Origin of the sequence: Nonomuraea recticatena (assembly GCF_039533245.1) — a bacterium.
GTDB lineage: Bacteria > Actinomycetota > Actinomycetes > Streptosporangiales > Streptosporangiaceae > Nonomuraea > Nonomuraea roseola.
In genome coordinates, this window is record NZ_BAAATE010000010.1 from 183,978 (window position 1) to 201,017 (window position 17,040).

6 protein-coding genes are annotated in these 17,040 nt (G+C 70.7%); all 6 read left to right on the forward strand.

Annotated elements, in window-relative coordinates:
- The first annotated feature begins 260 nt into the window (after positions 1–260).
- Complete coding sequence (locus ABFX50_RS21390) at positions 261–509, forward strand: MbtH family protein (protein ID WP_346148900.1); 249 nt, start codon at positions 261–263, stop codon at positions 507–509.
- Entirely contained in the window at positions 506–9,715 is a 9,210-nt protein-coding gene (locus tag ABFX50_RS21395) for a non-ribosomal peptide synthetase (protein ID WP_346148902.1), read from the forward strand. Before ABFX50_RS21390 ends, ABFX50_RS21395 begins: the two co-directional genes overlap by 4 nt.
- Positions 9,712–13,593 (forward strand): non-ribosomal peptide synthetase, encoded by a 3,882-nt coding sequence (locus tag ABFX50_RS21400; RefSeq protein WP_346148904.1) that lies wholly within the window; start codon positions 9,712–9,714, stop codon positions 13,591–13,593. The genes ABFX50_RS21395 and ABFX50_RS21400 overlap by 4 nt, the downstream gene beginning before the upstream one ends.
- Entirely contained in the window at positions 13,565–14,839 is a 1,275-nt protein-coding gene (locus tag ABFX50_RS21405; RefSeq protein ID WP_346148906.1) for an MFS transporter, read from the forward strand. The genes ABFX50_RS21400 and ABFX50_RS21405 overlap by 29 nt, the downstream gene beginning before the upstream one ends.
- 1 nt (position 14,840) lies before the next feature.
- Positions 14,841–15,746: a TauD/TfdA family dioxygenase gene (locus tag ABFX50_RS21410; protein ID WP_346148908.1), complete on the forward strand. Its 906-nt coding sequence runs from the start codon at positions 14,841–14,843 to the stop codon at positions 15,744–15,746.
- Between the two features lie 209 nt (positions 15,747–15,955).
- A complete protein-coding gene (locus ABFX50_RS21415) occupies positions 15,956–17,017 on the forward strand; it encodes a thiolase C-terminal domain-containing protein (protein ID WP_346148910.1) in 1,062 nt (353 codons plus the stop codon).
- Positions 17,018–17,040: the final 23 nt, after the last annotated feature.

Sequence of the window (17,040 nt, forward strand, 5' to 3'; positions counted from 1 at the left end):
TGGTGTGTTTGGGCCCGGCTTATATTCCACAGGGCATCGAGGTGCTGTCAATCTCGTTTCGGTCATGAGTACTGTCAGTGATCGTTGGGTGCGGTTCTCCCGACATGTGTTGACTTGCCGGGTTCCTGTGGACTTCAATCGGCGGCACTTCGTCGAGGACGACTACTGGTGCTGTCAGGGCCGACAAACTGCTCTGATGCTCCATTATTGGCCGTAACATGTCGCGTTATGCGGTCTCAAGTCCCACATTGTTCTTTGGCGTGTCCGGCAACCCCTGGCGCGGCGAAAGGGAGATAGGCGTACCCATGCCCAGTGGCGACTACAAGGTAGTGATCAACCACGAGGAGCAGTACTCGATCTGGGCATTGGATCGCCCCACGCCGGCAGGCTGGCGGGATGAAGGGTTTACGGGCGACCGTAATAGCTGCCTTGCGCACATCGACACGGTGTGGACGGACATGAGGCCCCGCAGCCTGCGTGAGGCCATGCAGGAGTCCGAGCGGGCGTGAGCGCGCCTACCGATCAGGCGTCGGGTTTCGCGCTTCCTGCCTCTTTCGCGCAGGAGCGGCTCTGGTTTGTGGACCAGCTGGAACCTGGGCTCGCCGTCTACAACATCCCGTTCGGCACCAGCCTGCCGGCCGGCGCCGGACCTGACGCCGTGACCGCCGCCCTGGCCAGGGTCGTCGCCCGCCACGAGGTGCTGCGAACCGCGCTGGAGAACCGCGACGGCGTGCCGACCCAGGTCGTGTTGCCCGAGGTCCCGATCGAGGTCGAGGTCACCGACCTGCGGGGACTCCGCGCCGATGAGCAGCAGGCACGGCTCGCCCAGGTGCGTGAGGCCGACGCTGCCCGCTCCATCCCGCTCGACCAGGCCCCGCTGTGGCGGGCGCGCCTGATCCACACCGGGGGCGAGCACGACCACCTCTTCTTCACCGTGCATCACGTCGCCTTCGACGCCGCCTCCGTGGCGATCTTCCAGCGGGACTTCCTGGCCTGTTTCGGCGAGGCCGACCTTCCCGAGCTGCCCATCCAGTACGGCGACTTCGCCGCCTGGCAGCGCGGCCGGTGGGAGGGCGGCGAGCTGACCGACCAGCTCGGCTACTGGCGCAAGCAGCTCGCCGACCTGCCCGAGCCGCTGCGTCTGTCGCCCAGGGCGCCCGACCCCGGCCTCCCGCGGCACGCCGGCGGCGACATCGCCTTCCAGCTGCCCGCCGCCACCGTGCAGGGTGTGCACCGGATGGCGCGGGAGCGGCGGACCACGCCCTTCGTGGTGTTGCTCGCCGGGCTCAAGGCGCTGCTGTCTCGCCTCGCAGGGCGGGCCGATGTGGTGGTGGGCTCCCCGGTGGGCGGGCGGCCGCTGCCCGAGCTGGAGCCTATGATCGGCAACTTCGTCAACACCCTGCTGCTGCGCACCGAGTGCGCGCGGGAGGCGAGTTTCGACGAGCTGGTCGACCGGGTGCGGACCTCCGTCTTCGACGCCCTCGATCACGCCGAGGTGCCCTACGAGAGGCTCGTCGAGGAGCTCAGGCCGGACCGTTCCGACGGCGTGGGCGCACCGCTGCACCAGGTCGTGTTCAACCTGCTGCCCTCTCTGGTGACCAATGGGCAGGTGCGCAACGGCACCGCCAAGGTGGACCTGCTGATCGACCTCGCCGAGGTCGACGGGCGTATCGACGGGCGCATCGAGTACGCGGCCGCGCTGTTCGACGAGGCCTGGGCGAGGGATTTCACCGCCCGCTACCGCAACCTGCTCGACGCCGCCCTGGCCGCGCCGCAGACCTCCCTGGCCGACCTGCCGCTCCTGCTGCCCGGCGAGGAGGAGCGCCTCACCACGGCGCCACCACCGTTCGGCGCCGCGTTCGACACCGTGACGGAGGCCTTCGCGGCCCAGGTGGCCGACCGCCCCGACCAGGTGGCGGTGGCCGACGCCGAGGGCCGCAGCCTCACCTACGCCGAGCTGGACCGCAGGTCCAACCGGCTGGCCCACCGCCTGGCAGGGGTGGCTCGCCCGGACACCCCGGTGGCGATCTTCCTGGACACCGACGTCGAGCTCGCCGTGGCCGTGCTCGCCGTGCTCAAGGCGGGCGCCGCCTACCTGCCGCTGGATCTGGAGCACCCCGTGGAGCGGCTGCGCCAGCTGCTGGCCGACTCCGGTGCGACAGCCGTGCTCACCAGCGCGGAATTCGAGACCGACCTTCCGGTCATCGACGTGCGCGAGACGGACGGGCTGCCGGAGACGGCCCCCGAGATCACCCGTCACCCGGACATGCTCGCCTACGTGATCTACACCTCCGGCTCGACCGGCCTGCCCAAGGGGGTGGGCATCGCCGACCGGCACCTCACCGCCTACGTGGCCGGGGTCAGCGGGCTGCTCGGCCTGGCCCCTGGGCTGCGCCACTCGATGGTGCAGCCGCTGACCTTCGACTTCAGCGTCACCGTCTTCCACGGTTCGCTCCTCACCGGCGGCACGCTCCACCTGGCTCCGCGGGAGCGCGCGACCGACACCGCATGGATCGCCGAGCACCTCCGGCGCGACCGCATCGACCTGATGAAGATCACGCCCTCGCATCTGGCCGCCCTGCAGCTCGACCAGTTGCCCGCGCGCACGCTGGTGCTCGGCGGCGAGGCGTCTCGCTGGGATTGGGTACGGCAGCTGCGCGCGCGTCCGGACGGTCCCGCTGTCGTCAACCACTACGGCCCCACCGAGACCACCGTCGGCGTGCTCGGCCTCGCACACGATCAGGAGCCGGCCGGAGCGGGCGCGGTCACGCCCATCGGCTTCCCGCTGCCCCACGCCGAGGCCTACATCCTCGATGAGGACCTGCGCCCGGTGCCCGACGGGGTCGTCGGCGAGCTGTGCATCGGCGGCGTCACCGTCGCCCGCGGCTACCTGGGCCGGCCAGGACAGACCGCGGCCGTCTTCGTCCCCCATCCCTTCGGCCGGCCGGGTGCGCGCATCTATCGCACCGGCGACCGGGCACGGCGGCTGCCGGGCGGCGCCATCGAGTTCCTCGGACGGGCGGACGGCCAGGTCAAGATCCGCGGGCACCGGGTCGAACCCGGAGAGGTGCAGGCCGTCCTGGCCGCCCATCCCGCCGTCACCGACTGCGTGGTGGTCGTGCGCGGGCAGGACGAGCCCGAGCTGGTGGCCTACGTCGTCGGCGACACCCGGCAGCTGCCCGGCTACCTGGCCGAGCGCCTACCCGCCTACCTGATCCCCGCGCACCTTGTCGAGCTGCCCGCGCTGCCTCTGGCCGCGCACGGCAAGGTCGACCGGTCCAGGCTGCCCGACCCGCCCGACGCCGTGGAGGCCGAACGGGTGCCTCCGCGCGGCCCGGTGGAGGAGCTGGTGGCAGGCCTGTTCGAGACGCTGCTGGAGACCGGTCCCGTCGGCAGGGACGACGGCTTCTTCGCGCTGGGCGGCCACTCCCTGCTGGCCATCAAGCTGATGGGCCGCCTGCGCAAGGCGTTCGGCGTCGGGCTCTCGCCCAGGGCGCTGTTCGAGTCGCCCACGGTCGCAGGGGTCGCCGCCCTGGTGGCCGCGGCGCAGGGCCGCGGCGCCGAGCAGGTTCCGCCGGTCGTCCCCATGCCCCGAGACGGCCTGCTTCCCGCCTCCTACTCGCAGCGCCGGCTGTGGTTCCTGGACCAGCTCGAGCCGGAACTGGCCGTCTACAACACGCATGTGCGGCTACGACTGCGCGGTGCCCTGGACGTGGCCGCGCTGGAACGTGCCCTGGTGACGGTGGCCGCCCGGCATGAGACGTTGCGGTCGCGGTTCGTGCAGCGCGACGACGACCTGTTCGTGTCGGTGGCGGCCGAGGCCGTCGTGCCCTTCGAGGTGGTAGAGCCTTCCGAGCTGGAAGCCCGCGGTGCCCGCCGGTTCGATCTGACCACCGAACCGCCGATCAGGGCTGCTCTGGCACCTCATGCCGTAAATGATCACGAGTTGCTGGTGACGCTGCACCACGTCGTCACCGATGCGTGGTCGGCGGTGCTGTTCGCGCGCGAGCTGGGTGAGTGCTACGCGGGCAGGGCGTTGCCGGACCTGACCGTGCAGTACGCCGACTTCGCGGCCTGGCAGCGGGAGCGGGTCGAGGGCGAGCTGCGCGACACGCAGCTGGCCTACTGGCGCAAGCGGCTCGCCGGCATGCCGGAACGCCTGGAACTCCCGGCAGACCGCCCGCGCCCCGCTCGCAGGGACTACGTGGGCGCGAACGTCCCGATCACCATCCCAGGCCATGTCGTGGAGCGGCTGCGCGCCATGGGCGCGCAGGAGAACGCCTCCCTCTTCATGACCATGGTCGCCGCGCTCTCGATCGCGCTCTCCCGCGCGACCGGGCAGCGGGACATCGTGATCGGCACGCCGGCGGCCGAGCGGCCCCGGCCCGAGCTGGAGTCGCTGATCGGCTGCTTCCTCAACACGCTGGTGCTGCGTGCCGACACCTCGGGCGACCCCACCTTCCACGATCTGCTCAAGCAGGTCAGGACCACCACGCTCGAGGCCTTCGCCAACTCCGAGGTGCCCTTCGAGGCGCTCATCGAGGAGCTGCAGCCCGAGCGCGACCTGGGCGCGACGCCACTGGTCCAGGTGCTCTTCAGCCTGGAGGACGCCGACCGCCCCGCGGTGAGCTCGGGCGGGCTGACCATGGAGTGGCGGGGAACCGGCACCTCGACGGCCAAGTTCGACCTCACCATGTACCTGCGCAGGGAACCCGGCGGGGTCGGCGGCATCCTCGAATACCGCACCGACCTGTTCGACGAGGCCACCGCCCAGCGCATCGCCGCGCTCTACACCGAGGTGCTGGCCGCCGTCGCGGCCGGGCCCGAGCAGCCGATGTCGGCCCTGCCCGCGCTGACCGCCGCCGACGAGGCCCTGGTGGAACAGTGGAACGACACGGGCGCGCCGGAGGAGTACGCCTCCCTGGCCGAACTGCTGGCCCGGCGGGTGGCCTCGTCGCCGGACGCGCCGGCTGTCTGGGACGGCTCCTGGTTGACGTATGCCGAGTTCGGCGCGCGGGTCCATGGGCTGGCTGCGGTCCTCCGCGAGCGGGGCGTACGGCTGGGCGATGTGGTCGGCGTCTGCCTCCCGCGCAGCGCCGACCTGGTCGTGGCCGTCCACGCGGTCGTGGCCGCCGGGGCCGCCTACCTGCCACTCGATCCCGGCTACCCCGACCAGCGGCTGGACTTCATGGTCGAGGACGCCCACGCCGGCGTGGTGATCACCGAGGAGCCTGAGCGCTTCCCCGGGCTCGTCACGGTGGCTCCGACCGCGTCCGCGGACGGGCAGCTCGACCTCGCGATCCCGCCGACCGCCCCTGCCTACCTGATCTACACCTCCGGGTCGACGGGCGTGCCGAAGGGCGTGCTCAACTCCCACGAGGCCATCGTCAACCGGCTGACCTGGACCGATCACGCCTTCCCTCTCACCGCAGAGGATCGGGTCCTGCTGAAGACGACCTTCACCTTCGACGTGTCGGTCTGGGAGCTGTTCTGGCCGCTCATCGCCGGAGCAGGGCTCGTGGTCGCCGCCCCTGACGCGCACCGCGACCCGGCCGCGCTGGTCCGCCTCCTCGCCGCTCACGGCGTGACCACCGTGCATTTCGTGCCGTCGATGCTGGACGCGCTCCTGGACGAACCGGTCCTCGACCTGCCCTCGCTGCGCCGGGTCTACTGCTCGGGCGAGGCGCTGCCGTCCTCCCTGGTCGCCCGCGTGCACGAGCGGCTCCCCGGCATCGAGGTGCACAACCTCTACGGTCCCACCGAGGCCGCCATCGAGGTGACCTGGCACAAGTCCGAGCCGGACGAGTCCCGCACGCCGATCGGCGCGCCCATCAGGGGCATCAGGATCGAGATCCTCGACTCCGACCTGCGCCGCGTTCCCGTCGGCACCCCCGGCGAGCTGTGCATCGCCGGCATCGGTGTGGCCCACGGCTACGCGCGGCGTCCAGGGCTGACCGCCCGGCAGTTCGTACCCGACCCGTACGGCCCGGCCGGCGCGCGCATGTACCGCACCGGCGACCTGGCCCGCTGGTTGCCGAACGGCGAGGTCGACTACCTGGGCCGGATGGACGGCCAGGTCAAGATCCGTGGCATGCGCGTCGAGCCAGGGGAGATCGAGTCGCTCCTGGCCGCGCATCCCTCGGTCAGGAGCGCGGTGGTGCAGCCCGTGCGGGGCGTGCTCGCCGCCTACGTGGTCGGCACGGCCGACCCGGCGGCGCTCACCGGCCTCCTGCGCGAGCGGCTGCCCGAGCACATGATCCCGGCTTCGTTCACCTTCCTCGACGAGCTCCCGACCAACGCCAACGGCAAGCTCGACCGCGCCGCCCTGCCTGAGCCCGGTCAGGAGCGGCAGGACTCCGCGGGCACCCCGCCGCAGGGTCCGGTGGAGGAGCTGGTCGCGACGCTGTTCGAGTCGGTGCTGGGAACCGGTCCGGTCGGCAGGGAGGACGGCTTCTTCGCCCTCGGCGGCCACTCGTTGCTGGCCATCAAGGTCGTCACCCGTCTGCGCGCCGCCTTCGGCATCGAGCTGCCGGTCCGAGCCCTGTTCGAGGCGCCGACCGTGGCCGGTCTGGCGGAGCGCATCGCCGCCGCCCGCACCGCCACCTCTGTCGAGGTCGTGCCCATCCCGCGTGACGGGTTGCTGCCCGTGTCGTACGGCCAGCGGCGGCTGTGGTTCCTGGACCAGCTGGAGCCGGAGCTGGCCGTGTACAACACGCAGGTGTGGTTGCGGCTGCGGGGCCCGCTGGATGTGGCGGCCCTGGAGCGTGCGCTGGTCGCGATGGCCGTCCGGCACGAGGTGTTGCGATCGCGGTTCGTGCAGCGTGACGACGACGTGTTCGTGTCGGTGGCGGCCGAGGCCGCTGTGCCGTTCGAGGTGGTGCGGTCGGAGGAGCTGCGGGCCTTCGGTGCTCGCCGGTTCGACCTGACGGTGGAGCCGCCGATCAGGGCCGCTCTCGTACGGCACGCCTCGGATGATCACGAACTGCTGGTGACGATCCACCACGTGGCCAACGACGCGTGGTCGTCCGGGCTGTTCGCCAAGGAGCTGGGTGAGCTCTATGCGGGTCGCGAGCTGCCTGACCTGGCCGTGCAGTACGCCGATTACGCGGCCTGGCAGCGTGACCGGGTCGAGGGCGAGCTGCGTGACACCCAGCTGGCCTACTGGCGCGAGCGACTGGCGGGCATGCCGGAACGCCTGGAGCTCCCGACGAGCAGGCCGCGTCCCGCTCGCCGAGGTCACGACGGAGGCAACATCCCGTTCATGATCTCTCCGGAGGTCTCCGAACGCCTCAGGCTGCTCGGCGCGGACGAGAACGCATCGCTCTTCATGACGCTCCTGGCCGCCTTCACCGTGCTGCTCGCCCGCCACACTGGACAGCGGGACATCGTAGTCGGCACCCCGGCCGCCGAGCGGCCCCGGCCGGAGCTGGAGCCGCTGATCGGCTTCTTCCTCAACACCCTCGTGCTGCGCACCGACTGCTCCGGCGACCCCACCTTCCGAGAGCTGATCGGCCGGGCCAGGAACACCGCGCTCGAGGCCTTCGCCAACTCGGAGGTGCCCTTCGAGGCGCTCGTCGAGGACCTGCAGCCGCGTCGTGATCTCGGCAGCACGCCGCTGGTCCAGGCGCTGTTCAGCCTGGAGGACGCGGAGCGGTCCGCGCTGCGCGTCGGCGAGCTGGAGGCCGAGTGGGTGAGCTCGGGCACGACCACCGCCAAGTTCGACCTGTCGCTGTACGTCCAGCGCTTCCCCGGCCAGCTCGGTGGGATCTTCGAATACCGCACCGACCTCTTCGACGCCGACACGGTTTCGCGGCTGGCCGAGCACTTCGTCGCTCTGCTGTCCGCCGCCGTCGCCGATCCTGACCAGCCCGTCTCCGAGCTGCCCCTCCTGCTCGCCGATGTGGCGTCGGTGGAGGGGTGGAACGCGACGGGTGCGGCCCGGGAGTTCGAGGCGTTGCCGGATGTGGTGGCTCGGCGGGTGGCTTCGTCGCCGGACGCTCCTGCTGTCTGGGACGGCTCCTGGTTGACCTATGCCGAGTTCGGGTCCCGTGTGAACGCGCTGGCCTCGGTGTTGCGGGAGAAGGGTGTACGGCTGGGCGATGTGGTGGGCGTGTGCCTGCCCCGCGGCGCCGACCTGATCGTGGCCGTGCATGCCGTGATGGCGGCTGGAGGTGCCTACCTCCCGCTGGAGCCCGGCTACCCCGATGAGCGCCTGTCCTTCATGGTGGCCGATGCCGGCGCCCACGTCGTGATCACCGAGGAGCACGGGCGCTTCCCCGGGGTGACGGTGAGTCCGGCCGCGTCTGGGGACCCGGCACCGCCGGGTGTCCGGATCCCGCCAGGCGCCCCCGCCTACCTGATCTACACCTCCGGCTCCACCGGCCGTCCGAAGGGGGTGCTCGTCTCCCATGAGGCCATCGCCAACAGGCTGGTGTGGATGGGGGAGGCCTTCCCCCTGACCTCAGGTGATCGGGTCATGCACAAGACGCCGTTCACCTTCGACGTGTCGGTGTGGGAGCTGTTCTGGCCCCTCATGGAGGGAGCCGGCCTGGTGGTGGCGCCTCCTGGGGCTCATCGCGACGCGGACGCGCTGGTCGAGCTGATGCGACGGGAGAACGTGTCGATGGTGCACTTCGTGCCGTCGATGCTGGACGCGCTCCTGGAGGAGCCGGACGCGGCGGTGCCGTCGTTGCGGCGGATCGTGTGCTCGGGGGAGGCGCTGCCTTCCTCTCTGGTGGCTCGGGTGCACTCGGCGTGGCCCGGTGTGGAGGTGCACAACCTTTACGGCCCGACCGAAGCGGCGGTGGACGTCACCTGGCACGCCTGCCAAGTGGGCGAGGAGCGGACGCCGATCGGGGCGCCGATCAGGGCGACGCGCATCGAGATCCTCGACGCCGATCTGCGCCGGGTGCCCGTGGGCGCCGCAGGCGAGCTGTGCATCGGCGGAGTGCAGGTGGCTCAGGGGTATGCCGCGCGGCCTGGCCTGACGGCCGATCGGTTCGTCCCCGATCCGTTCGGACCGCCAGGGTCGCGGTTGTACCGCACCGGCGACCTGGCGCGCTGGCTGCCCGATGGCGAGGTCGACTACCTGGGCCGCATCGACGACCAGGTGAAGATCCGCGGCATACGGGTGGAGCTCGGCGAGATCGAGGCCGTCCTGGCTCAGCACCCCGGCGTCCAGGCGGCCGCGGTCCGTCCGGTCGGTGGCCTGCTGGCGGCCTACGTCGTCGGCACGGCGGATCCGGAGGACATGGCCGGCTTCCTGCGCCGGAGGGTGCCCGAGCACATGGTGCCCGCCTCCTTCACGGTGCTGGACCGCCTGCCGGTGACCGCCAACGGCAAGCTCGACCGCAAGGCGCTCCCCGAACCGCAGGCCCCTGTCGGCGTGCCGTACGAGGAACCGAGCGGTGAGATCGAGCGGGCACTGGCCGAGGTCTGGGCGGAGGTGCTGGGCGTCCCCACGCCCGGCGCCCACGACAGCTACTTCGCGCTGGGCGGGGACTCCATCAGATCGCTCAAGATCGTCGCGCGCCTCCGGGCCCGCGGATACACCCTCGCGCTCGAAGACATCTTCGTCCATCAGACGGTGCGCGAGCTCGCCCAGGTGGTGACCACCGGGACGGTGAACGAGAGCCGCGGCAGCGAGGCGTTCAGCATGCTCGGCGCCGCGGACCTGGACCGGCTGAAGCAGCGTTTCCAAGGAGGCAAGCGTTGACCACTCCGGAACTCGAGGACGCCTACCCGCTGACCGCGTTGCAGTCCGGGATGCTCTTCCACAGCGCCTATCAGGAAGACTCGGCGACCTACCATGACGTCTTCACGCTGATCCTGCGCGGGCCGTACCAGAGCGACACCTTCCGTGCCGCCCTTCGCGAGGTCATGGCCCGGCACTCGGTCCTGCGCACCTCGTTCGACCTGACCGGCTTCGACGAGCCCATCCAGCTGGTCTGGCAGGACGTCGAGCCACCCGTCCAGGAGCTCGACCTGTCCGGGTTCGAGCACCCGGGGCAGCGCCTGAGCATCTGGCGCGAGCAGGAGAAGCACCGGCCCTTCGACTGGGAGGCGCCGCCGCTCTTCCGCGCCGTCATCCACCACCTCGACACCGACGAGTTCGCGCTCACGCTGAGCTTCCACCACGCGATCCTCGACGGCTGGAGCGTCGCCACCATGGTGACCGAGCTGCTGGACCGCTACGCCGCGGGGCTGCAAGGAGTGCCGCAGGCGCCGGCCGTACCGCCACCCTCCACCTTCCGCGACTTCGTCGCCAGGGAGAAGGAGGCGGTGGCCTCGCCGCAGACCGAGCAGTTCTGGCGGGATGCGCTGGCCGACGCGCCGGTGACCGCGCTGCCCAGGCTTCCCGGCTACCGCACGGGAGACGCCGAGGACACCGTTTCGCATGCCGTACCCCTTGATGATCAGCTCGTCCAAGGGCTGGAGCGGGCGGCGCGGCAGGCCAGGGTGCCGCTGCGCACCGTGCTGCTCGCCGGGCATCTGCGCGTGCTGGCGCTCCTGACGGGCGACAGCGACGTGGTCACCGGCATCGTGACGCACGGCAGGCCCGAGCACGAGGCGGCCGAGCAGGTCCTCGGGCTGTTCCTCAACAGCGTGCCGGTGCGGGTGCGCACCGACGTGCCGAGCTGGGAAGAGCTGATCAAGCGGGTCTTCGCCGCGGAGGTGGCGTTCCTGCCGCACCGGCTGTATCCGCTGTTCGAGATGCAGCGTCTCAGCCAGCGCTCTCCCCTGATCGACGTGCTCTTCGACTATCGCGACTTCCACGTCTACCAGGACCTCGGTCCCGGCGGGGTCATCCAGGTCGTGGAGAGCGAGTTCTTCGAGCAGACCAACCTGCCCCTGTCCGCGAACTTCACCTGGTCGCCGCAGGCCGGCGGGCTGGAGTTGAAGCTCAAGTACGACATCACGCAGTTCTCCGCCGACCAGGTCGTGCGGGCAGGTGAGCACTACCGCCGGGTCTTCGCGAAGATCGCCGAGGATCCGGCCGCTGACCCGCGCGAGTCCGAGGAGCTCCTGGCCGCCGATGTGGCGTCGGTGGAGAGGTGGAACGCGACGGGTGCGGCCCGGGAGTTCGTGGCGTTGCCGGATGTGGTGGCTCGGCGGGTGGCTTCGTCGCCGGACGCTCCTGCCGTCTGGGACGGCTCCTGGTTGACGTATGCCGAGTTCGGGGCCCGGGTTCGCGGTTTGGCCGCGGTGCTTCGCGAGCAGGGTGTACGGCTGGGCGATGTGGTGGGCGTGTGCCTGCCGCGTGGTGCCGATCTGATCGTGGCCGTGCATGCGGTGATGGCCGCTGGTGGGGCCTATCTGCCGCTGGAGCCGGACTACCCCGACGAGCGCCTGTCCTTCATGGTGAGTGATGCCGGCGCTCGTGTCGTGATCACGGGCGAGCCTGGCCGTTTCCCCGGTTCGGTGGCGGTGGCCCCTTCCGAGTCGGCGGACGGGCCGGTTCCCGGCCTGGAGATCCCGCCGAGCGCCCCCGCCTATCTGATCTACACCTCCGGGTCGACAGGACGTCCGAAGGGGGTGCTCGTCTCCCACGCGGCCATCGCCAACCGGCTGGTCTGGATGGGGGAGGCCTTCCCTCTCGGGGCCGGCGACCGGGTCGTGCAGAAGACGCCGTTCACCTTCGACGTGTCGGTGTGGGAGCTGTTCTGGCCCCTCATGGAGGGAGCCGGCCTGGTGGTGGCGCCACCAGGTGTCCACCTGGACGCGGCCGCGCTGGTCGAGTTGATGCGCGCCCACAGCGTGTCGATGGCGCACTTCGTGCCGTCGATGCTGGACGCGGTCATGGAGGTCCCGGATCTGGACGTGCCGTCGTTGCGGCGGGTCGTCTGCTCGGGTGAGGCGCTGCCCGCCTCTCTGGTGGCTCGGGTGCACTCGGCGTGGCCCGGCGTCGAGGTGCACAACCTCTACGGCCCGACCGAGGCCGCCGTCGATGTCACCTGGCACGCCTGTCAGGTGGGCGAGGAGCGGACGCCGATCGGGGCGCCGATCAGGGCCACGCGGATCGAGATCCTCGATGCCGACCTGCGCCGGGTTCCGGTCGGGACCGCAGGCGAGTTGTGCATCGGCGGGGTGCAGGTCGCGCAGGGGTATGCCGCGCGGCCAGGTCTGACCGCGGAGCGTTTCGTGCCGGACCCCTACGGCGGGCCGGGGGCGCGGTTGTACCGCACCGGCGACCTGGCACGCTGGCTGCCCGATGGCGAGGTCGACTACCTGGGCCGCATCGACGACCAGGTGAAGGTCCGCGGCATGCGGGTGGAGCTCGGCGAGGTGGAGGCCGTCCTGGCTCAGGCCCCTGGCGTGCAGGCGGCGGCGGTACGGCCCGTCGGCGGCGTGCTGGCGGCCTACGTCGTCGGCACGGCGGAGCCGGAGGAGCTGGCGGGATTCCTTCGCCAGCGGCTGCCCGACCACATGGTGCCCTCGTCCTTCACCGAGCTGGACCGGCTGCCCGTCACCGCCAACGGCAAGCTCGACCGCAAGGCGCTCCCCGACCCGGCGCCGGTGGCCCGGGCTCCCTACGAGGCGCCCAGGGACGAGCTGGAAGAGACCCTCGCAGGGATCTGGGCGGAGATCCTCGGCGTGGAGCGTCCCGGCATCCGTGACGACTTCTTCGACCTGGGCGGACACTCGCTGCTGGCGCTCCGCCTGGCCCTGCGGATGCGGCAGGCGCTCGGCAGGGAGATCCCGGTCGCCACGGTCCTCGCCGCGCCGACGATCGCCCAGCTCACCGAAGCCCTGGCGGACGATGGCGACAACCCGATCTCCCGCGGCCGGGTCGTGCCGCTGCGCACCGCGGGCAACCGTCCGCCCCTCTTCCTCATCCACGCCCTGGGCGGGCAGGTCTTCCGGTACCGGCCGCTCGCCCAGCACCTGGGCGACGACCAGCCGGTCTACGCCATCCCCGCGCACGGGCTGACCGAGGGCGACGCCGTACAGACCACCATCGACGAGATGGCCGAGACCTACGCCGGCTACATCCGCGAGCTCTTCCCCGACGGGCCGTACTTCGTCGGAGGCTTCTGCATCGGCGGCAACATCGCCCTCGAAGTGGCCCGCAGGCTGCGCAAGGACGGCCACGACGTGCCGTACGTCTTCCTGGCCTGGTCCTCGGCGCAGGAGCCGGTCGTCGGCTCGACGCTGGAGGACGACACCGCGCTCATGGTGCACGCGTTGGCCGGCGGAGCCACCTCGCTCGACCCTCGCGAACTGAGCCTGATGGAGCCGGCCGAACGGCTGCTGGCCATCGTCAACGCCGCCACCAAGGAAGGCCAGCTCCGCACCGAGAGCACCGACCTCGACCAGATCCAGCGCTACGTCGAGGTCTTCCGAGCCAACGCGCACGCGGTGGGGCGCTACAAGCACGACACCTTCGACGGGCCGGCGATCCTGCTGATCCCCGAGGAGGACAACGCTCCGCCCGACGAGGACTACGGGTGGCGGGCGTTCGTCCCGAACCTCGAAACCGGGCTCATCCCAGGCGCGCGCTTCAGCGCGCTCTACAACCCCTACGTCACCCGGACCGCCAACGCATGGAGGAGGTGGATGGACCGTGGTCTCGAACACCGCGCCCGCCACTGAGGCAGCACCGACAAGCCTCTGGAAGCATCGCGACTTCCTCAAACTCTGGGTCGGTTACAGCACCTCCCAGTTCGGTGCCCAGATCACCGTCGTGGCCATGCCGCTGGTCGCCATCATCGTGCTGGGCGCCAGCGAGGCCGAGGTCGGCACGCTGGGCGCGGTCGGGCGGCTGCCGTTCCTGCTGTTCCTGTTCGCCGGGTTCTGGGCCGACAGGTTCCGCAAGCGGCCCACCATGATCGCCGCTGACATCGGCCGCGCCGTCCTCCTCCTGGCGGTCATCGGCCTCTACGCCGCGGACATGCTGACGCTCTTCTGGCTCGGCGCGATCTCCTTCCTGTCCGTCGCGCTGTTCGTGTTCTTCGAGGTCGCGAACATGTCGCACCTGCCGTTCCTGGTGGGGCGCGAGTTCATCGGCGACGGCAACGCCAAGCTCCAGCTGAGCAACTCCGTCGCCCGAGTCGCGGGCAACAGCGTCGGCTCCGTGCTGGTCAACGCCTTCATCGCGGTCCAGGTTCTGATCGTCAACGTGGTGACGCTGGTCGTCTCCGCGATCATCTGCGCGCTCATCCGCAAGCCCGAGCCCGTGCCGGAGCGCAGCGAGGACCGGCCCGGCGTCTTCTCCTCCATCGCCGAGGGCCTGCGCTGGGTGCTGCGCGACCCGCTGATCCGCCCCAGCGTGATCGCCGCCGGCTTCTACATGTTCTTCTTCACCGGCATCGAGGTGCTGCTGCCCCTCTGGGTCATCAAGGGCCTGGGCCTGCCGGGGTACTGGGTCGGCATCCTGCTGGCCATCGGCGGGCCCGGCGCCATCCTGGGCTCGCTCCTGGCCGTCAGGTCGATGAAGAAGATCGGCATCGGGCCCTCCTTCTTCTGGATGACCGTCATCGGCAACCTCTCGCTCTTCCTCATCGGCCTGGCCACCGGACCCACCTGGCTGCTCGTCACCATGATCGGCCTCGCGCAGTTCCTGCTCGGCATCACCGGCCCCATCGCCATGGTGGCCAGCGGCACCCTCCGCATGGGCGCCACCCCGGAGCGCCTCCAGGGCCGCGTCATGGCCTCGCAGCGGGCCGTCGCTCTCAGCCTGGCGCCCGTGGGCGCTCTGCTCATGGGCCTTCTCGCCGAAGGCATCGGCCTTCGCACCACCCTGCTCATCTGCGCCGCGGGCGCGGTGATCCCGATCATCGTGCTGGCGCTCTCCCCGATCCCTCGCACCAAGGGCATGCCGGACCCGCAGGAGCACTGACATGGACAAGATCTCTTCTGGCGCGACGACCATCGCTGTTCTGGGCTCTCCCGACCGCGACTCCGCCGATTCGCTGCTGCTTCAGCACGGCGCCGTCCTCTTCCGGGGGCTCGGCGTCGACTCGCCTGCCGCGTTCCACGAGTTCGTCAGGACCTTCGGGGAGCCGTTCACCAACTACCGCCACGGCAACTCGCCTCGCGTCGCCGTACAGGCCGGGGTCTGGACCTCCACCGAGTATCCGGCGGAGTACGAGATCTCCCTGCACAATGAGCTGTCCTACTCTCACCGGTGGCCTTCGCGGCTGTTCTTCTACTGTGATCAGGCCCCTGCCACCGGTGGCGCCACTCCTGTGTCCGACTCGCGTGCCGTGCTGGACGGGCTCTCGCCCGAGGTGCGTTCGCGGTTCACCTCTCGTGGGGTGGCCTACCTGCAGAACCTGCATGGCGGGTTCGGGCTCGGCAAGTCCTGGCAGGACACCTACGAGACCGACGATCGGGGTGAGGTCGAGCGCGCCCTCGCCGAGACCGGCGCCGAGTTCCGCTGGACGGACGAGGATGACCTGCGCGTGCGGCAGGTTCGGCCGGCTGTTCGTCAGCACCCGGTGACGGGGGAGGAGGTGTGGTTCAACCAGGCTGAGCAGTGGCACGTGTCCAGCCTGCCCGCCGACGAGGCTGAGGCGTTGCTGGAGATGGCCTCTTCTGATGAGGAGCTTCCTCTTCAGGCGACGTTCGGGGACGGGAGCGCGTTGGGCGTGGATGACCTTCGTATGGTGCGGGAGGTCGCCAAGCGGAACGAGGCCTCGTTCCCGTGGGAGCGGGGGGACGTCATGATGATCGACAACCTCCTGGTGATGCACGGGAGGCACGCTTACACCGGGAGCCGGAGGATTCTCGTCTCGATGATCTGACCCGATCGAGCGCGGCGGGCACGGTGATCGTCCGCCGACTGTTCGGTCATGCGAGCGCCATCTTGCCGGCGAGAGGTGACCTAACAAGCGCTTGCCTAATACAGGATGCCGCACTACCGTGACGGGCGGACGATCGGCTCGCCCGCGCCGCCCCCCGACACCCGGCGGTCAGGGGTCCGAGGCTGACGACGCCACTCGCCGGGAGGAGCATGCGCGGCACCATCGCCGGGATCGGGATGACACCGCTCACGCGGGCCTCCGGCAAGACGGAGCTGGAACTGGCGGTCGAGGCGTCCCGGCTCGCCTGCGCCGACGCCGGCCTGGACCCGCGCGAGATCGACGCCGTCCTGAGCTACCACCTCAACGACTCCGCACCGGTCGTCCAGGTAGCCCGGGCGCTCCGGATCGACAGACTCGGCTGGCACAACGACATCTCCGGCGGCGGCACCCAGGCCGCGTCCATCCTCGGCGACGCGGCGATGCTCATCGGGGCGGGCCTGGCGCGTCACGTGCTGATCTACCGAGCCCTCAACGGCCGCTCGGGCAGGCGCATGAACACCGTCTCGACGGGCCCGCAGGAGCGCTTCACGATCCCGTACGGCATGGCGGGCCCCATCCCGATGTTCGCGATGGCCGCCACCCGCTACCTCCACGACACCGGGCTCACCGAGGAGCACCTGCACGCCGTCGTCGCGCAGTCCCGCGAGAACGCCGCCTCCAACGACAGAGCTCTCCGCCGCGGCCCCCTGTCACTGGAGGACTATCTCGCCAGGCCCTTCGTCTGCAGTCCCCTGCGTACGGTCGACTGCTGCCAGGAAACGGACGGCGCCTGCGCCCTGGTGGTCAGCGGCGTACTGCCAGGCCCACGGATCAGGGCGGTGGTCCGAGGCGGCGGACCCGGCTGTTCGACGATGGACCGCTCACCCGACGTCACCGCCGTCTTCTCGACGTACGTGGCCCCCATGCTGTGGACAGCATCCGGTATGCGTCCGACCGACGTGGACGTGGCCCTGCTCTACGACGCGTACTCGTGGCTCGTCCCCCGCCAGCTGGAGGACTTCGGCCTCGTGCCCCGACCGGACCTCGGGGCCTACCTGCTGGCCCGGGGACACGCCGGAGTCAATGCACACGGGGGATTGCTCTCCGAGGGATACGTCCACGGACTCAACAATGTGGCACAGGCCGTACGCGAGGTGAGGGGTGGCGCGGGCGTCGCCCTGATAACCGGCTTCGGCGGCTCCTACGGCAGCGCCGCCCTCCTCACCCCCTGACCCCAACCCCGCCGCCTCAGCCC

Excerpts from the sequence above, each read along its gene's own strand:
- ABFX50_RS21410 (WP_346148908.1), top strand. The coding sequence starts at position 14,841 with ATGGACAAGATCTCTTCTGGCGCGACGACCATCGCTGTTCTGGGCTCT.
- ABFX50_RS21415 (WP_346148910.1), top strand. The coding sequence starts at position 15,956 with ATGCGCGGCACCATCGCCGGGATCGGGATGACACCGCTCACGCGGGCC.